This window comes from Bradyrhizobium hereditatis (assembly GCF_020329435.1).
Taxonomy (GTDB): domain Bacteria; phylum Pseudomonadota; class Alphaproteobacteria; order Rhizobiales; family Xanthobacteraceae; genus Bradyrhizobium; species Bradyrhizobium hereditatis.
In genome coordinates, this window is the sequence record NZ_JAGKJK010000018.1 from 72,782 (window position 1) to 88,774 (window position 15,993).

At 63.4% G+C, this 15,993-nt stretch carries 12 protein-coding genes and 1 tRNA gene; 5 read left to right on the forward strand and 8 right to left on the reverse strand.

Translation table 11 applies throughout. The features are described 5' to 3' along the window. The first annotated feature begins 50 nt into the window (after positions 1 to 50). A complete protein-coding gene (locus tag J6524_RS31075; RefSeq protein ID WP_225677706.1) occupies positions 51 to 1,970 on the forward strand; it encodes an alpha-amylase family glycosyl hydrolase in 1,920 nt (639 codons plus the stop codon). Positions 1,971 to 2,007: 37 nt separating this feature from the next. Here the strand turns inward: J6524_RS31075 and J6524_RS31080 are convergent, their stop codons facing one another. The 4 genes from J6524_RS31080 to J6524_RS31095 all read right to left on the reverse strand — a co-directional run bounded on the left by J6524_RS31080 (position 2,008) and on the right by J6524_RS31095 (position 6,478). Beyond that, a complete protein-coding gene (locus tag J6524_RS31080; protein ID WP_225677707.1) occupies positions 2,008 to 3,033 on the reverse strand; it encodes a Gfo/Idh/MocA family protein in 1,026 nt (341 codons plus the stop codon). Next, positions 3,030 to 4,022, reverse strand: coding sequence for an MDR/zinc-dependent alcohol dehydrogenase-like family protein (locus tag J6524_RS31085; protein WP_225677708.1), 993 nt, complete (start codon positions 4,020 to 4,022; stop codon positions 3,030 to 3,032). Before J6524_RS31085 ends, J6524_RS31080 begins: the two co-directional genes overlap by 4 nt. 138 nt (positions 4,023 to 4,160) lie before the next feature. Then, on the reverse strand, positions 4,161 to 5,309 hold the full coding sequence (locus J6524_RS31090; RefSeq protein ID WP_225677709.1) for a DUF305 domain-containing protein: 1,149 nt from the start codon (positions 5,307 to 5,309) through the stop codon (positions 4,161 to 4,163). After that, positions 5,309 to 6,478 (reverse strand): zinc-dependent alcohol dehydrogenase, encoded by a 1,170-nt coding sequence (locus J6524_RS31095; protein WP_225677710.1) that lies wholly within the window; start codon positions 6,476 to 6,478, stop codon positions 5,309 to 5,311. Before J6524_RS31095 ends, J6524_RS31090 begins: the two co-directional genes overlap by 1 nt. 137 nt (positions 6,479 to 6,615) lie before the next feature. On the opposite strand from J6524_RS31095, the gene J6524_RS31100 reads away from it, so the two are divergent. Then, positions 6,616 to 7,401, forward strand: coding sequence for an SDR family NAD(P)-dependent oxidoreductase (locus J6524_RS31100; RefSeq protein ID WP_225677711.1), 786 nt, complete (start codon positions 6,616 to 6,618; stop codon positions 7,399 to 7,401). A gap of 83 nt (positions 7,402 to 7,484) precedes the next feature. On the opposite strand, the gene J6524_RS37745 is transcribed toward J6524_RS31100, so the two are convergent. Further along, on the reverse strand, positions 7,485 to 8,819 hold the full coding sequence (locus J6524_RS37745; protein ID WP_312002512.1) for a phosphoribosyltransferase family protein: 1,335 nt from the start codon (positions 8,817 to 8,819) through the stop codon (positions 7,485 to 7,487). 558 nt (positions 8,820 to 9,377) lie between these two features. Then, a tRNA-Ile gene (locus tag J6524_RS31115) sits at positions 9,378 to 9,453 on the reverse strand. 171 nt (positions 9,454 to 9,624) lie between these two features. Here J6524_RS31115 and J6524_RS31120 point away from each other — a divergent pair. Continuing rightward, a complete protein-coding gene (locus J6524_RS31120) occupies positions 9,625 to 10,590 on the forward strand; it encodes a TAXI family TRAP transporter solute-binding subunit (RefSeq protein WP_225677712.1) in 966 nt (321 codons plus the stop codon). A gap of 76 nt (positions 10,591 to 10,666) precedes the next feature. On the opposite strand, the gene J6524_RS31125 is transcribed toward J6524_RS31120, so the two are convergent. Next, entirely contained in the window at positions 10,667 to 11,878 is a 1,212-nt protein-coding gene (locus J6524_RS31125; protein ID WP_225677713.1) for an ABC transporter substrate-binding protein, read from the reverse strand. Between the two features lie 179 nt (positions 11,879 to 12,057). Here J6524_RS31125 and J6524_RS31130 point away from each other — a divergent pair, with 179 nt between their 5' ends. Both J6524_RS31130 and J6524_RS31135 read left to right on the forward strand, forming a co-directional pair. Then, the gene (locus J6524_RS31130; RefSeq protein WP_225677714.1) at positions 12,058 to 13,170 is read left to right on the forward strand and encodes a molybdopterin-binding protein; all 1,113 of its coding nucleotides are present in this window, start codon (positions 12,058 to 12,060) and stop codon (positions 13,168 to 13,170) included. Position 13,171: 1 nt separating this feature from the next. Beyond that, entirely contained in the window at positions 13,172 to 15,133 is a 1,962-nt protein-coding gene (locus J6524_RS31135; RefSeq protein ID WP_376712100.1) for a molybdopterin biosynthesis protein, read from the forward strand. Between the two features lie 163 nt (positions 15,134 to 15,296). Here the strand turns inward: J6524_RS31135 and J6524_RS31140 are convergent, their stop codons facing one another. Next, the gene (locus tag J6524_RS31140; RefSeq protein ID WP_225677716.1) at positions 15,297 to 15,968 is read right to left on the reverse strand and encodes a hypothetical protein; all 672 of its coding nucleotides are present in this window, start codon (positions 15,966 to 15,968) and stop codon (positions 15,297 to 15,299) included. Positions 15,969 to 15,993 lie beyond the last annotated feature (25 nt).

Here is a 15,993-nt window from a genome sequence, read left to right on the forward strand (position 1 = left end):
ATTGGGTCGGAAGCGGCGGTGAGACCCGCGCCCCAAAAACTGCGGTTCACATGTACCAGCATCTGATACGCGCCGGCCTGCTTGGCGCGGCCCTGTTGTTGACGGGCGCTGCGGATCAGGTTCCCGTCTCATTTGGCTCCGCTGGCGGCGACGCCTGGGACTTCTCCAAGTCCATTGACATCACCGTCCCCGAAGGCCGCTGCGATCAAATTGTGGTGACCTCACCCAGTTCGGCCGTCACGCTGCCGGCGGAGCGAGGACGGACGCGCGCGCGGATATCGCTTCAGCCTGGTGACAATCAGGTCAGGGCCGAGTGTCGGCAAAACGGCATCGAGCGAGGGTCGGCACAGCAGAGCTGGAATGTCCGGCTCCGCAACACGCCAACGGCATTGATCGATACATTCGAGAACGGCAGCGGCGTCACGCTGGATGCGCAACGAAGCCTGCCTGCGCCGGTCCGCGGCAGCCCGATTGCCGCTTACGAGTGGCGAGCGCGCGATGACAACCCGGCACCACTTGCTGGATTGCCGACAAGCGGCGCGCGCATCGAGCTCTCGGATGTGCCGCCGGACGGCGAATACCGCATCACCGCCAAGGTTACGGACGGCAACGATCGCGTCGACGAGGCGACCGTGATGCTTCGTGCGCAGGGCGGCATCCTGCGAGCGATTGACGCCGGCCGCGACCACGCCGCTTGGATCGACGGTGCGGTCGTCTATGGTGTCGTGCCCGCGCTGTTCGGCCCTCGCGGCCTTGTCGATGTCACTGCACGTCTCGATCAGCTCAGGGAGCTCGGGGTGTCGGCCCTGTGGCTTTCGCCGATTACCGAGAGCCCACCGGGCGACTTCGGTTATGCCGTCACGGACTATTTTCGGATACGGCAGAGCCTTGGTGATGAACGGAAGCTGCGTGAACTGGTCCAGGCCGCCCACGCGCGCGGAATCCGGGTGATCATCGACTTCGTACCGAACCATTTGTCGGATCAGCACGCCTATTTTGCAGATTCAATGCGGCGCGAGCGCTCGTCACCTTACTTCAGCTTCTTCGCGCGCGGGCAGGACGGCAAGGCCGAGCACTACTTCGATTGGAGCAATCTCAAGAATCTCAACTACGCCAATCCGGAGGTGCAGCGCCTGGTGATCGAGGCCTTCGCATATTGGGTGCGCGAGTTCGATGTGGACGGCTTCCGCGTCGATGCCGCATGGGGTCCGAAGCAGCGGGCGCCGGAATTCTGGCCCCGCTGGCGTGCCGAGCTCAAGCGCATCCAGCCAGATCTGCTTCTGCTTGCCGAGGCCTCCGCGCGCGATCCCTATTACGGCCGACACGGATTTGATGCAGCCTATGACTGGACCGGGAAGCTTGGCGAATGGGCCTGGCGCGATGCATTCGAAGACGCGCCAAACACAGCGCGACGGCTGCGCTCCGCGATCGAAGCATCGGCGTCAGGCGACGTCCTGGTGTTCCGGTTTCTGGACAATAACGACACCGGGCCGCGTTTCCGTTCACGACACGGAGTTGGACGAACCCGGGTCGCAGCGGCCATGCTGCTGACGCTGCCCGGCATTCCGGGCATCTATACGGGCGAGGAGGTCGGTGCAGCCTACGAGCCGTACAAGGATGCCCACCCGATCGCGTGGGATGATAGCTACGGGCTGCTGCACTGGTACAAGCGGCTGATCGCCCTACGTCGCGAGCAACCCGCGCTGCGTTCGCGCGAAATCCGCATGCTCGACGTGGCCGAGGGCCAGAACGTACTGGCCTATCTGCGGGTAGCCGGCACACCGTCAGACAACGTGCTGGTGCTTCTGAATTACGGCATCTCGCCCGCAAATGTATCGATTCCGCGCGAGATCGTGGCGAAGCTGTCCGGCGCAAGCTTGAGCGATCTCTTGACCGGCGAGGAAATCGCCATTGGCGATGGCAATATCAAACTGGACGGAGAGACCGCTCGCATCCTGAAGCTTCAATGAGGCATGTCCGCATGAGGTGGCGTAGCGCGAGCAAGGTTCACCTGCCGTATATGCGGTCCAACACCGCCGCCACGTCGGCACATCGCTCGACAGACGGATCGAAACTCGTTCCCGCGGCGAGCGCCCGCGCCCACTCGACGGTGGCGCGCCCGAACCATGCATCCGGCGGAGCCGCGAGCGTTTCACTTGCCGTTCCGCGATAGAGTTCGCCGACAAAATCGTAGAACGATCCATTGATGTTCCGCATCGCGGCGCCGCCGCGGGTGCCATAGAAGGCCGCGGAAATCACGGCATCGCGCCCGGCGGGCAGCCGCCATGAGCAGGTGAGATGCACGGTCGCGCCAGTTTCCAGATCGATTGTGGCGAGTGCATAGTCCTCGACGCGCTCGGCAGAGGTGGAAAGCAACTGGCCATTGGCAAAGAGCCGTGACGACGTGCGCACGACCTTAGGGAAATCAAGCGCCCATAACGCCAGGTCGACCAGGTGAACTCCCAGATCCATCACGCAACCGCCACCCGCCAGCGCCGGGTCGTAGAACCATGGCTTGTCCGGCCCATAGGCATTATGGAAGGTCAGCTCCACCGCGTAGACATGCCCGAGCTCACCATTATTTACCAACCTTCGAACGTGACGCATGGCCTCGGTAAAGCGGTACGAAAGGTCGACTGCAAGCAGCCGGTTTGCCGAGCGCGCCGTATCGATCACCGCGCGGACTTCTTCGGCCGTGCGTCCCAGCGGCTTCTGGCAAAACACGGCTTTGCCGTGCGCGAGTGCGCGGATCGACTGCTCGGCATGGAGCGCTGTTGGCGTTGCAATGACGACGCCGTCGATGTCCTGGTCCAGAAGCTCTTCGAATGTCGAAAGCGCTTTTGCATCGGGCGCAAGCGGTACGGTTTGCGCGATCATCGCATCGGCGGGATCGGCAACGGCGGCGATCTCGACCACATCCGCTTCGGCAATCGCCCGCATGCGATGGTGTCCGATCCAACCTACGCCGAGGAAGCCGACCCGCGGGCGCGCCGTCGTGGGTGCGCGGCTGCCTTCGATCGAAGCCTGCGTCATATGCACGTCACCAGCGCTTTGAGAAAGCCATCCGGACGATCGCGCGTGGCGTCGAGCGCATCGCCCAGTCGGTCGAGAGGAAAACTGTGCGTATATAGGGGGCTTGGATCGAGCTGGCCCGAAGTGACGACGTCGACGGCGTCGCGAATGCCGCGCATGTAGATCTGCGGATCGCGCTCATGCGCATTGATCACGTCAATCCCGCGCCAATTCCAGAGCTGCATATTCACCTGCCGCGGCCCGTCCTGGTGATAGCCTGCGATGATCAGGCGGCCGCGCTCGCGCGTGAGCTCCGCGGCAAGTTCCAGCGGCCACTGCTTGCCGGTCGCCTCGATCACGCGATCGCATAGCGCCCCCCCATTCAGCGCTTTTGCCTGCTCGATGGCGGTGGATTTGTCGTCGATCAGAATGGTCTCGGCTGCTCCCATTCGGCGGGCCATTTCGAGGGCGAACGGTCGCCTGGAGAGAGCGATGACGTTGGCGCCGGCACTGGCGGCAAGACTCGTCAAGATGGCGCCGAGAAACCCGATTCCGACAATCGCTACCGTCTGTCTCGCGCCGATTTCGCTCCGCCTAAAGATGTTCATGGCACAACCGAGCGGTTCGCCTGGAAACGGCTGTTCACTGAGCGTTACGGGGATCGGCACCACGGCGTTTGCATCCGCCAGATCATATTCGGCGTAGCTGTGATAGGACAGCGCGGCCACCCGTTCGCCTATCGATATTCCCGTGACATTCTCGCCAACGGCATCGACGATGCCCCAGCCTTCATGGCCAAGACCGCCAGGTTCCGTGGGAAACGTCGCCCACTGCGGACCCGCCCAAACGGCGAGGTTGGACGCGCAAACGCCGCAGCCCTGCAAGCGGACGCGTACCTGATTGGCGCCTGCCTCTGGCCGATGCACTGTCTCGACGCGCGCCACGCCAGGCCCGCGAAGAATGGCCGCGCGCATGGTACGCGCGATGGGTGAAACTGAAACAATGTTCATGGCAACCGCTTGCTTTGAATAGGCAGGGCCTTCACGCACTAACATTCCTCGGGCGGCGCAAGTTCCTCGGCAGATACAGAACGGCTGACGCTCGCAATCCGGATCGGCAGGTGATCGGGCGTGGGCGCGGAACGTCGGCTAGTTGACGTTATCGGCAAACATGTTGCGGAGCGCTGTCGCGACCGCCGCAGTCCCCTCTATTCGCTCCATGAGGGCGATTTGGCCTTGCTGCTCATGTCGGATCGCGTGCGCCATGATGCGCAAGCGAAAGTCTCCGCGGCCGCGCCATGCCAGATCGGCCATCCTGACAGCACCCTTGTGATGCAATGTCATCAAGGCGGTGAATTGAGCATCGAATTGCTCCTCTGCTGCCGCCTTGACCTGCTGCATCTGCGCGGGCGTCAGATAGCCCGGCATGGCCGCGCGCTCATCCGCCGTGCAATCCGGCATCGGCGCCTTGAACCAGCTTTGCCACCAGCTCTCGAAGATCCTGTTCTCGCCGCTCTGGCTTGCGATCATTAGGTTCGCGAGCGCGCGCAGATGCGGATCGCGAGCCCGCCCAGCGCCGAGACTGGCCAGTTCGATCCCTTGGGCGTGATGCGTGGTCATGTGGCGGATATAGGTTTGGTCTGCATCCTTGTCCTGCCCCATCCATGGCAACTCGCGCCCGACGACGCTCAAGAGCGCTATGGCACCCAGCAGGAGGATCACGGCTAGCGACACTGCCGTCCAGATTTTGGCAACCCGTACATCCCTGTTCGGGGCGCAGCCGGGCGCCCAGCGCAGCCAAGCAAACAGCGGATACATGAGGGCTGATGCGCCGTGTACGAGGAGGCCAATCCAATAGGGCTGCTGAAGCGTGAACAGCGGCTGCCAGAATGGAATCAACGGCACCAGCAAGAGCCATTCCGTTGCCGACGAAAAGATGGCCCAGAGCAGGGCGAGCAGCAGGATAGCGAGCGGGCGAAGTTGCGCGGTCCAGCGGCCGAGTACGCCGAAGAACACCATCGCCCAGGAGAAGTCCGCCCATTGGTGAAAGGCAATTCCCGCGAGGACCGCGCTCCACGACGGTTCGGCACTAAGAGCCCAATCGCGTGCGGGTATCGCGGCGACCGTCATCCAGTCGACCCATGCATCGCGTCCGATGCGCGCCGCAGAGAGCTGGCTCACGACAGTCGAGAACGTGCTGCTGATCAGACCAAGCTCCGCCGCAGCGATCCAGCGCGAGCGAAGCTGATGCGCCGAGATCGCCGATGCACGTCCGTCAAAGGTGCCTTCAAGCTGCACTAGGGTTTCATCACCACTTTGATGCAGCCGTCCTTCTTATCCCGGAACGTCTTGTACAGCTCCGGTCCCTGTTCGAGCGTGGCGCGGTGGGTGATGACAAAGGAAGGGTCAATCTCGCCTTTAGTGATCCGCTCCAGCAGCTTTGGCAGATAGTGCTGCACTGGTGTCTGGGCCATACGGAAGGTGAGGCCGCGGTTGATCGCCGAACCCATCGGGATTTTGTCCAGCAACCCGCCATAGACGCCGACGATCGAGACCACGCCGAAATTGCGGCAGCAATGGATGGCCTGACGCAGAACGTGCGGACTATCGGTGCCGAGATAGGTGGCGACCTTGACCCGATCGAGCACCGCGTCAAATCCGGAGCGGATGTCCGGTTCGGTGCCGACCGCATCGATGCAGGCGTCGGCACCGCGACCTTGAGTCAGCTCCTGGATCCGCTCGTAGATATCTTCTTGCTTGAAATCGAGTGTGCTGGCTCCGGATGCCTGCGCCAGCGCCAGTCGCTCCGGCACGGTGTCGATCGCGATCACCCGCCCGGCGCCGAGCAGGAATGCGCTCTTGATGGCCATCTGCCCGACAGGCCCGCAACCCCAGATCGCTACCGTCTCACCGCCCCTGATGCTGCAGAACTCAGCGGCCATGTAGCCAGTCGGAAAGATGTCCGAGAGAAACAGCACCTGTTCATCGGTGAGACCGTCGGGAATCTTGATTGGCCCGACATCGGCGTACGGCACGCGCATATACTCGGCTTGGCCGCCGGCAAAACCGCCGAGCATGTGTGAGTAGCCAAACAGTCCGGCCGGCGAGTGCCCCCATAGTTTCTCCGCAGCCGTCGCGTTCGGGTTCGATCGTTCGCAACCTGAGTAGAAGCCATGCTTGCAGAAGAAGCATTCTCCGCAGGCGATTGTGAACGGTACGACCACGCGGTCGCCGACGTTCAGCGTCTTGATCTCCGGCCCCACCTCAACCACTTCGCCCATGGTCTCGTGTCCGAGCACATCACCCTTTTCCATGCTGGGCATGATGCCGTCGTAAAGGTGGATGTCGGAGCCGCAAATCGCGCAGGCCGTTACCTTGATGACGACGTCGCGTCCGTGCTCGATCTTCGGGTCGGGCACGGTATCGCAGCGGATGTCGTTCTTGCCGTGCCAAGTGAGGGCGCGCATCGAATAAGCTCCGGCGTGCAATGGCCAAAAGCTCAAACCGCAAGGTCGCGGCTGGTTCCTGTTTTTGCACCCGGGGAATTGGAACGAGCAGGCGCTGCGGCAATTGAAGGCCAAACGCTCAAGTTGAGGAGGCGGCGATGCCTGCCAACGCACCCTTTGCGATCGTCACCGGTGCTTCCACCGGCATCGGACTGGAACTTGCCAGATGTTGTGCAGGCGCCGGCTTTGATCTCCTCATTGCAGCGGATGAGCCCGCGATCGAGGCCGCGGCGGACGAACTGCGCAAAGTCGGGGTGACGGTGGATGCGGTCCAGGCCGACCTTGCAACCATCGAAGGAGTCGATCAACTATGCGCCGCCACACAAGGACGTCCGGTAGATGCCTTGCTCGCGAATGCGGGCGTGGGTCTCGGCCGAGCGTTCCTGGATCAGGAGTTCAACAGGATCAGGAGAGTCGTCGATACCAATATCACCGGCACCCTCTATCTGATCCATCGCATCGGAAGCGGCATGCGCCAGCGAAATAGCGGGCGAATTCTGATCACCGGATCAATCGCAGGATTCATGCCGGGCAGCTTCCAGGCGGTCTATAACGGAACGAAGGCTTTTCTGGATTCGTTCTCGTTCGCCATTCGAGAAGAGCTCCGCGGCAGCAATATCACCGTCACCTGCCTGATGCCCGGGGCAACACAGACGGAATTCTTCCGCCGCGCCGACATGATGGATACTCATGTCGGTACAGCGAGGAAGGACGACGCGGCCGAGGTCGCAAGAGCGGGCTTTGAGGCGATGATGGCTGGCGAAGGAGATATCGTCACTGGACTCAAGAACAAGATCCAGTCCGCCGTTGCCAACGTCACTCCCGCGGCGATTCTGGCTCGGCGGCACCGCAGGATGGCGGAGCCTGGTACCGCGAAATTGTGATGCGGAAGCGGCTTTGACCCGACCGGGGCCCGATGCCGAGAAGATCACGACAAACCCTGGAGGCGATCGTTGATCGCTGTTCCTCAGGCCCGTGCCTGGTTCGGGCTGCTGGCCTTTGAACGATGCAACAGCTCGGTAACTTCCTGATCCGAAGTCTGGCCGAAATTCCTATAGTTCATGCCGACCGCAAAGAACGGATCAGGGCTCTTGAGACAAATGATCTCGTCTGCCTCCGCGCTCAGATCGTCAAGCGACTCGCGTGGCGCAACCGGCACCGCAAGGACGAGACGGCCCGGCTTCGCCCTTGCAAGCGCTCTCAGCACGGCCTTCACGGTTCCGCCGGTGGCGATGCCGTCGTCGACCACAATGGTGGTACGGCCGGCAATCTCTGGCGGTGGATCGCCGGCGCGGTAAAGGTGCCGTCGACGTTCGAGTTCGGCGAGCTGGCGGGCAGTCTCAGCTTCCAGGTACGCCGCGCTCGGCTGGATCTCGCGAACGATGTCTTCATTGAGCACGACTTGCGGATCGGCGCCATCGACGACCGCGCCGAGCCCGAGTTCCTGATGTCCCGGCGCGCCGATCTTGCGCACGAGCGCTACGTCGAGCGGGGCGTGCAGCGCTTGCGCAACCTCGAATGCGACAGGCACGCCGCCGCGCGGCAGCGCCAGCACAACCGCGTCCTTGTCCCTGAACTTCATGAGCGCCGACGCAAGCCGGCGTCCGGCATCTTGCCGGTCATTGAAGATCGTATCGGCGTCGATCACCTCTTCGGAGAGGGGCGACGCCAGGAATTGGCGGAACCAGCGCGTGGCATGTTGCGTCACCTGCTCGAGCGCGCCGGGTTCTTCGAACAGATGCGTCGCCTTTGGCACGATCACGAAGTCCTTCTCGCAAGCGAGCTCCGCGAAAGCCGAGCGGTTGAGCGGAATAACCGCCAGGTCGGCTCCGCCGACAATCAATAGGGTGGGCGCCCTGACGGCGCGCAACGCTTTGCCGGCCAAGTCCGGGCGACCGCCGCGCGAAACCACCGCAGCGACATTCTGCCGGTCGGCAGCCGCGACCAGCGCGGCTGCTGCACCGGTGCTCGCGCCGAAATAGCCAATCGGAAGCTTCGCGAGCTCTGGCCGGTCGCGGGTCCAGTCCGCGGCGTCTGTAAGCCGCGATGCCAACAGCGGGATATCGAATACGTTGCCGCGGTCCCGCTCCTCCGCCGGGCTGAGGAGATCAAGCAGTAGCGTGGCAAGCCCGGCTTCACGGAGGGCCGCTGCGACCTGGTTGTTGCGTGGGCTTAGACGGCCGCTACCGCTGCCATGCGCAAAAATCACGACGCCGGTTGCGCCGTGAGGCACGCCCAAAATGCCCGCAAGGTGGTGCGGACCGACCAGGACTTCGCTGAGCTGTTCCCGTGCCCTCGCCATGATCAGAATCCAAAGAGATAGGTCTCTGCCGCTCCCTTGGCAGCTCGGGTCGCGAGCGGCATCGCCGCCTTGGGAAACCGGCGAGAGCCGTGCCGGCCGCGAAAACGCAAGTGCCGCTCGCGAGGAGACCTACCTGCGGAGGTCGAAATTGCATGGCCTCCTTGCCTGGAGACGCCAAGCGAATGCGACATTGCGCCAACGACCCCGGCATGAATTGGTTCCGTGCCAGGTTGACGCTGGCCCGAGGCGCCGTTGTCATACTCGTACGCTGGCAAGCGCGACCCTGACGATATCCACGGCCATGCCGCTATCCGGCAATCGTTTGCCGTCACCGAGGGTAACAGCTGCCGATAGTCGATCACGGGGGTGATGACGGTCGCGCTACTTTGCATGGGGGTTGTTTTCGATATTTTGGTTGGGAGCGGGACCCAGCTGGCGCGGCTGTTTTCCCGGGATGATCTGGGATGGCTTGCCGAGCCGTAGCTCGCGTGCCCTACGGCCCGCCTTCGCCCTTTGGGCTCCGGCGCGGCAGCCTTCACTTGCTTCGCGCGCGAAGGTTGGTGGGCCCGGCAGGACTCGAACCTGCAACCAGACCGTTATGAGCGGCCGGCTCTAACCATTGAGCTACAGGCCCCGCCGCGGAGCGGCCGCGGAAAGGGCGGCCGGCAACGGTGCCGCCATCGTTTACAGGCATGACAGCGATACGGCAATGCCGGGTTTGGAGCCGAAAACCCGCTTTCGCTGGCGCTCCGGCTTGCCTACAACCTCCGTTGCATCATTCGTTATAGAACGCTTGAGGCCAAAGATGAAACTCGCTGAGATCGCCTGCGTCGGCCTGCTGCTGCTTGCGGGCAGCGCCGGGGCGCAGGAGGGAGGCAAGGCCATTAGCAAGACCGCGATCAGCTTGGGTACCGCGACGCCGGGCGGCGGCTTCCCGGTTTACGGCAATGCGTTTGCGGAAGTCATGAATGCGGCCGATCCGGCGCTCTCGATCGAGCCGCGTAACACCAAGGGCTCCAACGAGAACATCCCGCTCCTCGAGTCTGATCAGCTCGATATCGCGTTGGTGGCGGGTGAGCCGGCTTACGAAGCCTTCATGGGCATCGGACGGGCGCCGACGAAGCTGAAAATTCTGACCGCGATGTATTCCAGCCCCGGCATGTTCGTGGTGCGGGCGGACAGTCCCTACAAGACGATCAGGGATCTGGTGGGCCAGCCGGTCGCGTTCGGCGCCAGGGGCTCCGGCCTGCCGATCCTGTCGCGTTACATTCTCGATGGCATCGGGCTGAAGCAGGACGAGGATTTCAAATCGATCTATCTCGACCGCGCCGGCGATGGCCCGGCCATGGTGCAGGACGGCCGAGCCGCGGCGCTGTGGGGCGCGGGCGTCGGCTGGCCCGGCTTTGCCGCGGTGGCGCAGTCGCCGGGCGGTGCGCGGTTCATCGCGCCCGATGCCGGCGAGATCGCGCGTGTCCGTGCCAAGCACAGCTTTCTCAAGCCGCTGACCGTCCCTGCCAACAGCTATCCGAATCAGCCCGCGGCGATCGATTCCGTCGGCTCCTGGAGCTTCGTGCTCGCGCGTGAAAGCCTGCCTGACGATGTCGCCTATCGCCTCGCGCGTACGCTGCATGGCGCGGAAGCCGCGCTCTGCAAGAAACTGCCGCAGGCCTGCGAGACCACCGCTGCGAACACGGTTGCGGCTGCGCCCAATGCGGCGCTGCTTCATCCCGGCGTGACGAAGTATTTCAGGGAAGTCGGGCTGGTGAGATAGAGGCGAATAGCGAAATGGCGAGTAGCGAATAGAGAAGCTTCTTCCTATTCGCCATTCGCTACTCACTACTCGCTTCTCACTTCTTCACCATCGCACATGCCGGATCGGGCGGGCCGAACGCTTCATCGCCAGGGATCTTGGCGAGGATCTGATAGTAGTCCCATGGATATTTCGATTCCTCGGGCTTCTTGACCTGGACCAGCCAGAGGTCATGGACCATCAAATTGTCCTCGCGCAGTTTGCCGTTGCGGGAGAAGAAATCCTCGATCGGCTTCTCGCGCATCTTCGCCGCTACTTTCAACGGCTCGTCCGTGCCGGCCTCCTTGATGGCGTTGAGATAGCTCATGACCGAGGAATAGACGCCGGCCTGCCACATCGTCGGCATCCGGTTCATCTTGGCGAAGTAGCGCTTTGACCATTCGCGGGTCTTGTCGTCCATGTCCCAATAGAACGAGGTCGTCAGCAACAGGCCCTGCGCTGCCGGCAATCCGAGCGAATGGATATCGGTGATCAGCGCGAGCAGCGCCGCCATCTGCTGGCCGCCCTTGAACACGCCGAACTCTGCGGCGGTCTTGATCTCGTTCATGTTGTTCGGCGGACCGGCGGCGATGCCGATGATCTTGGCCTTCGACGCCTGCGCCTGCAGCACAAAGGATGACAGGTCGGGTGTGGCAAGCGGTGGCCGCACGGAGCCCAGCACCTTGCCGCCATTGGCCGTGACAACTGTGGAAGCGTCGCGTTCCAACGAGTGACCGAAGGCATAGTCGTCGGTGATGAAGAACCAGCTATCGCCACCGCGTTTGACCACCGCCTGCGCCGTGCCGGCTGCAAGCGAACGGGTATCGATGACCCACTGCATCGCGTAGGGCGAGCAAGACTTGCCGTGGAAGTCCGCGGTGAGGGTCGAATGCGTGATGAACAGTTTCTTCTTCTCGTTGGCGATGCCTTGCACCGCAAGTCCCACTGCAGAGACCGGCACGTCCACGATAAGATCGACCTGCTCGACGTCGTACCAGCGCCGCGCGATGCCGCCGCCGATATCGGGCTTGAGCTGGTGATCGCCGACGATGATGCTGATCGGCTTGCCCAGCACCTTGCCGCCGAAATCGTCGATCGCCATCTGCGCGGCGGTCACCGAGCCCTGGCCGGTCGGCGTCGCCGCCGGGCCGTTCATGTCGGTGAGAACGCCGATCTTGACCACGTCATCTGAAATTTGCGCAAGGGCTGCAGTCGATGCCAGCAGCGCGGCCGCGACTATTCCCAGCCTGGAAAGGTTCCTGGCGAACATCCGTTTTCTCCCTGAGGATCGGCGTGATTGGCCGTATCAATTGTTCGGCGGTTGGCTCCGCCAATTGGTCTCATTTGCAACTATTTTGGGCCGTCGTCAACCAGCGGAAAGAGGAGGGTGGATGGTGAGCGGTAGCGGGTTCTGTTTATTTCCGGCCCGATTCAGGGCATAGCCGGGCGATGATATCGCCCCAGCGCTTGCCAGCTTCCCTCACGCCGCTCGATGCCGCACTCGCCGCACTGCTGGCTGGTGTGGAGCCGGTCGCGCCAATGGAACTGGCGCTTGCCGAGGCGGCGGGTTGCATCGCAGCCGAAATGGCGCCGCTGCCCGCCTACCCGCCGCACGATACCGCGATGGTGGACGGCTACGCCTTTTCCGCCCGCGATCTCGTCGGCGCGTCCTCTTATTCGCCACTGCCGCTGCCGAGTGCACCGGTGTGGGTAGAGGCCGGTGAGATCATCCCGAATGGTCGCGACTGCGTGCTGGATTCCGATTCCGTCGACATCTCCGGTCCGATGCCACAGGTGCTGGCGGAGGCAATCCCGGGGCAGGGCGTGCGCCGCGCCGGCAGCGATATCGCTGCCGGCGGCCTCATTGTGGAGGCTGGGCGGCGCGTGCTGCCGCGTCATCTCCTGATGGCGCGCGCTGCTGGACTAGAGCGCTTGAACGTCCGCCGCCCGCGGCTGCGCATTGTCAATGTTCCCGGCGGCGGCGCGACGGCGGCTTTGATCGCGGAGAGCGCACGCGCCGAAGCCGCCGGAACTTCCTGCATCACCGCAGCGGGCCGCGATGCCGGATCGATTGGTGCAGCGCTCGATGATCATGCGTGCGATCTGCTCCTGATTGTCGGCGGCTCCGGCGTCGGACGCACGGATGCGGCGGTGACGGCACTGGCCGCCCGCGGCGATGTTCTCGCCCACGGCATTGCCCTGCAGCCGGGCCGCACTTCTGCCGTCGGGCGCATCGGCAAGACGGCTGTCGTGGTAATGCCGGGCGCACCGGATGGAGCCCTTGCGGCATGGTGGACGCTGGCGCTTCCCGCGATCGATCGTCTTTCGGGCTGCCGTCCGCGCAAGACGGTCAATTTGCCGCTGGCGCGCAAGATTGCATCTCACGTCGGCATCGCCGAGATCGTGCTCATGGAACGTAAGCAGGATATGTGGAGCACTCTGGCGGTTGGCGATTTGTCGCTGGAGGCGATCGCCCGCGCCGAGGCCTGGCTCGTGGTACCCGGCGGCTCGGAAGGGTTTGCGGCAGGCAGCCCCGTCGATGCCTATATGCTGCGGCAATGAAATGAGTCCAGGAATGAGCAATACGCCCTCGCCAAGAGATCGCGATAGCAGCGAGCAGGATCAGTTTCTGACGATCCTGTCGCGCGAGGATGCGCTGGCGCGTTTCGAGGCCGCCTTGTTCCCGCGCGCGATCGCAAGTGAAAAGCGGCCGCTTGCGGACGCGCTCGGCTGCGCGCTCGCTGAAGACGTAGTGGCACCGATCGACGTGCCGCCGTTCGATCGCTCCAATGTCGACGGCTTTGCCGTGCGTTCGGCCGATCTCGCTTCTGCGGGCGAAGCTTCGCCAGTCCGCGTGATGCTGAACGACGAGGTGATCGCTTGCGGCACCGCGCCGACGCGGCCGGTGCTGTCGGGAACGGCCACGCCGATCGCAACCGGCGGTCCGGTGCCGCGCGGGGCCGACGCCGTCGTGATGGTCGAGCATACCCAGCCGGCGGGACCTCGCGCGATCGAAATCCGCCGCGCCGCTTCGCCCGGACAATTCATCTCCTATGCCGGTTCGGATATCGCGCGCGGTGAAGCGCTGCTGCGCAGTGGCACTATCATTGGCTCGCGCGAGATCGGCATGCTGGCGGCCTGTGGTATCGCACATGTGAGGGTCGCACGACGGCCGCGCGTCGCCATCATCTCGACCGGCGACGAGCTGGTGCAGCCCGGCCAGCCGCTGCGGCCGGCTGCGATCTACGACACCAACGGCGCAATTGTCACCGCGGCCATTTCAGAGAATGGCGGCGAGGCTCACTTTCTCGGCGCAATTGCGGATGATGAACCGCAACTCGAAGACGCGATGCGTAAGGCGCTGGCAACCAGTGACATGGTGGTACTGTCGGGCGGCACTTCGAAAGGCGCGGGCGACATCTCCCATCGCATCATCGGCCGGCTCGGCAAGCCCGGCATCATCGCGCATGGCGTGGCGCTGAAGCCCGGCAAGCCGCTGTGCCTTGCCGTGTGCGACGGCAAGCCGGTGGTCATCCTGCCGGGATTTCCGACCTCGGCGATGTTCACCTTCCACGACATGATCGTGCCTGTGCTGCGGCGGATGGCAGGCCTGCCGCCGCGTTCGGAGGCCAAAGTCAATGCGCGTGTGCCGGTGCGGATCGCTTCCGAGCTCGGCCGCACCGAGTTCGTCATGGTGTCGCTTGTCGAGGGGACCGATGGATTGATCGCTTACCCCACCGGAAAAGGTTCTGGCGCTATCACATCCTTTGCGCAGGCTGACGGCTTTCTGCGCATCGATGCGTTGGCGGACCAGATGCCCGCCGGAGGCGAGACCGAGGTGACGCTGTTCACGCCGCATGTACGGGTGCCGGATCTCGTCATCGTCGGCAGCCATTGCACCGGGCTCGATCTCGTCACCGCGCCGCTGGCGCATGCCGGGCTCGTCGTGCGCTCAATTGCGGTTGGCAGCCTCGGAGGCCTCGCGGCTGCCAAGCGCGGCGAATGCGATTTCGCGCCGATTCATCTGTTCGACGAGAAGACCGAGACCTACAACACGTCCTATCTCAGCGAGGGGCTTGAACTGGTGCCGGGTTGGCGGCGTATGCAGGGGATTGTGTTCCGTAGGGGTGACCAGCGCTTCGAAGGCAAGAGCGCGGAAGACGCGGTTCGAGCCGCGCTCGCCGATCCCGCCTGCATCATGGTCAACCGTAACCAGGGCGCCGGCACGCGCATCCTGATCGACCGCCTGCTCGGCGGCGCGCGTCCGGACGGTTACTGGAATCAGCCGCGTTCGCACAATGCGGTGGCTGCAGCCGTCGCCCAGCATCGTGCCGACTGGGGCATGACCATTGCGCCGGTCGCGCATGCGTCAAACCTGGGTTTCATTCCCTTTGCCGAAGAGCATTATGATTTCGCGCTGGTCAAGGCGCGCAAGCAAAGGCCGGCTGTGCAGGCCTTTCTCGATGAGCTGGCCTCGGAAGCGGGCCGTGCCGCACTGGTGCAGGCGGGCTTTCGGCCAGCCTGAAGCGTTCGCGGAATGCATTCCGCCGATTTGAGGCGACGCGCAAGGAGCGGATGTCACGCATCCAAGCGACCTCGCGCGCCAATACCTGGCTCAGTGGAAAGACCGATACCGACTGGGTGTATGGCTATGACGCCTGGAGCGTGCCGCTGGCGGCATAGTTGTCCTAGCCCTGAACGCGCAACAGCTCGCTGATGATCCGCGGCTTCATCCAGCCGACGTTGTCCATAATCTTCCTGCGCAGCGCATCGTGCTCTTGCTCGAATTGCTCGCGGCTCATGCCTCGGCCGCCCATTGCCGTAACTCCGAACGCTTCCAGCGCGAGTTCATAGCGCTGCTTCCAATCGATCACGCGTTTGGTCATGACTTCCGTCACGGCCGGAATCGTACCGGGATGGCCTGCCATGTCGCAGGCCTCTTTGGTGCGTACGTCTGCTGCCAGCATGAGTACATTCCAGTCATCGAATCCGATGAGGTTCATCTGGGCGTACAGAAACGCGCCGTGCTCGCCGTCCCAGATAGTGTGGTCGATGACCAGAAAGGGCGCGGCACGGCAATAGCCGTGGCGCATGGTCATTTCGCGGTTAAACGCCTCGGTGCGCTCCTCCAGCCGCTTCCTGGCGGCGGCGAAAAGCTCGACATAGTCATTTGCCGTGGGCAGGATGTTGCGCGCGTCATCCGGGGCAAAGCCACATTCCCGTAGCAGGTTGCCGATCTTGGGATCGTTCCAAAGCTCCTTGGAGAAAACGCGGGTAACGCCATCTGCGTCCGGTGTTGGACGCATTGTCTCTTTTAATTCGGTGAAGCTTTGGGGCTTCCTGCGTCCGAATACTGCCACGGCTGCCTCGCGCCAAAATCCTCCG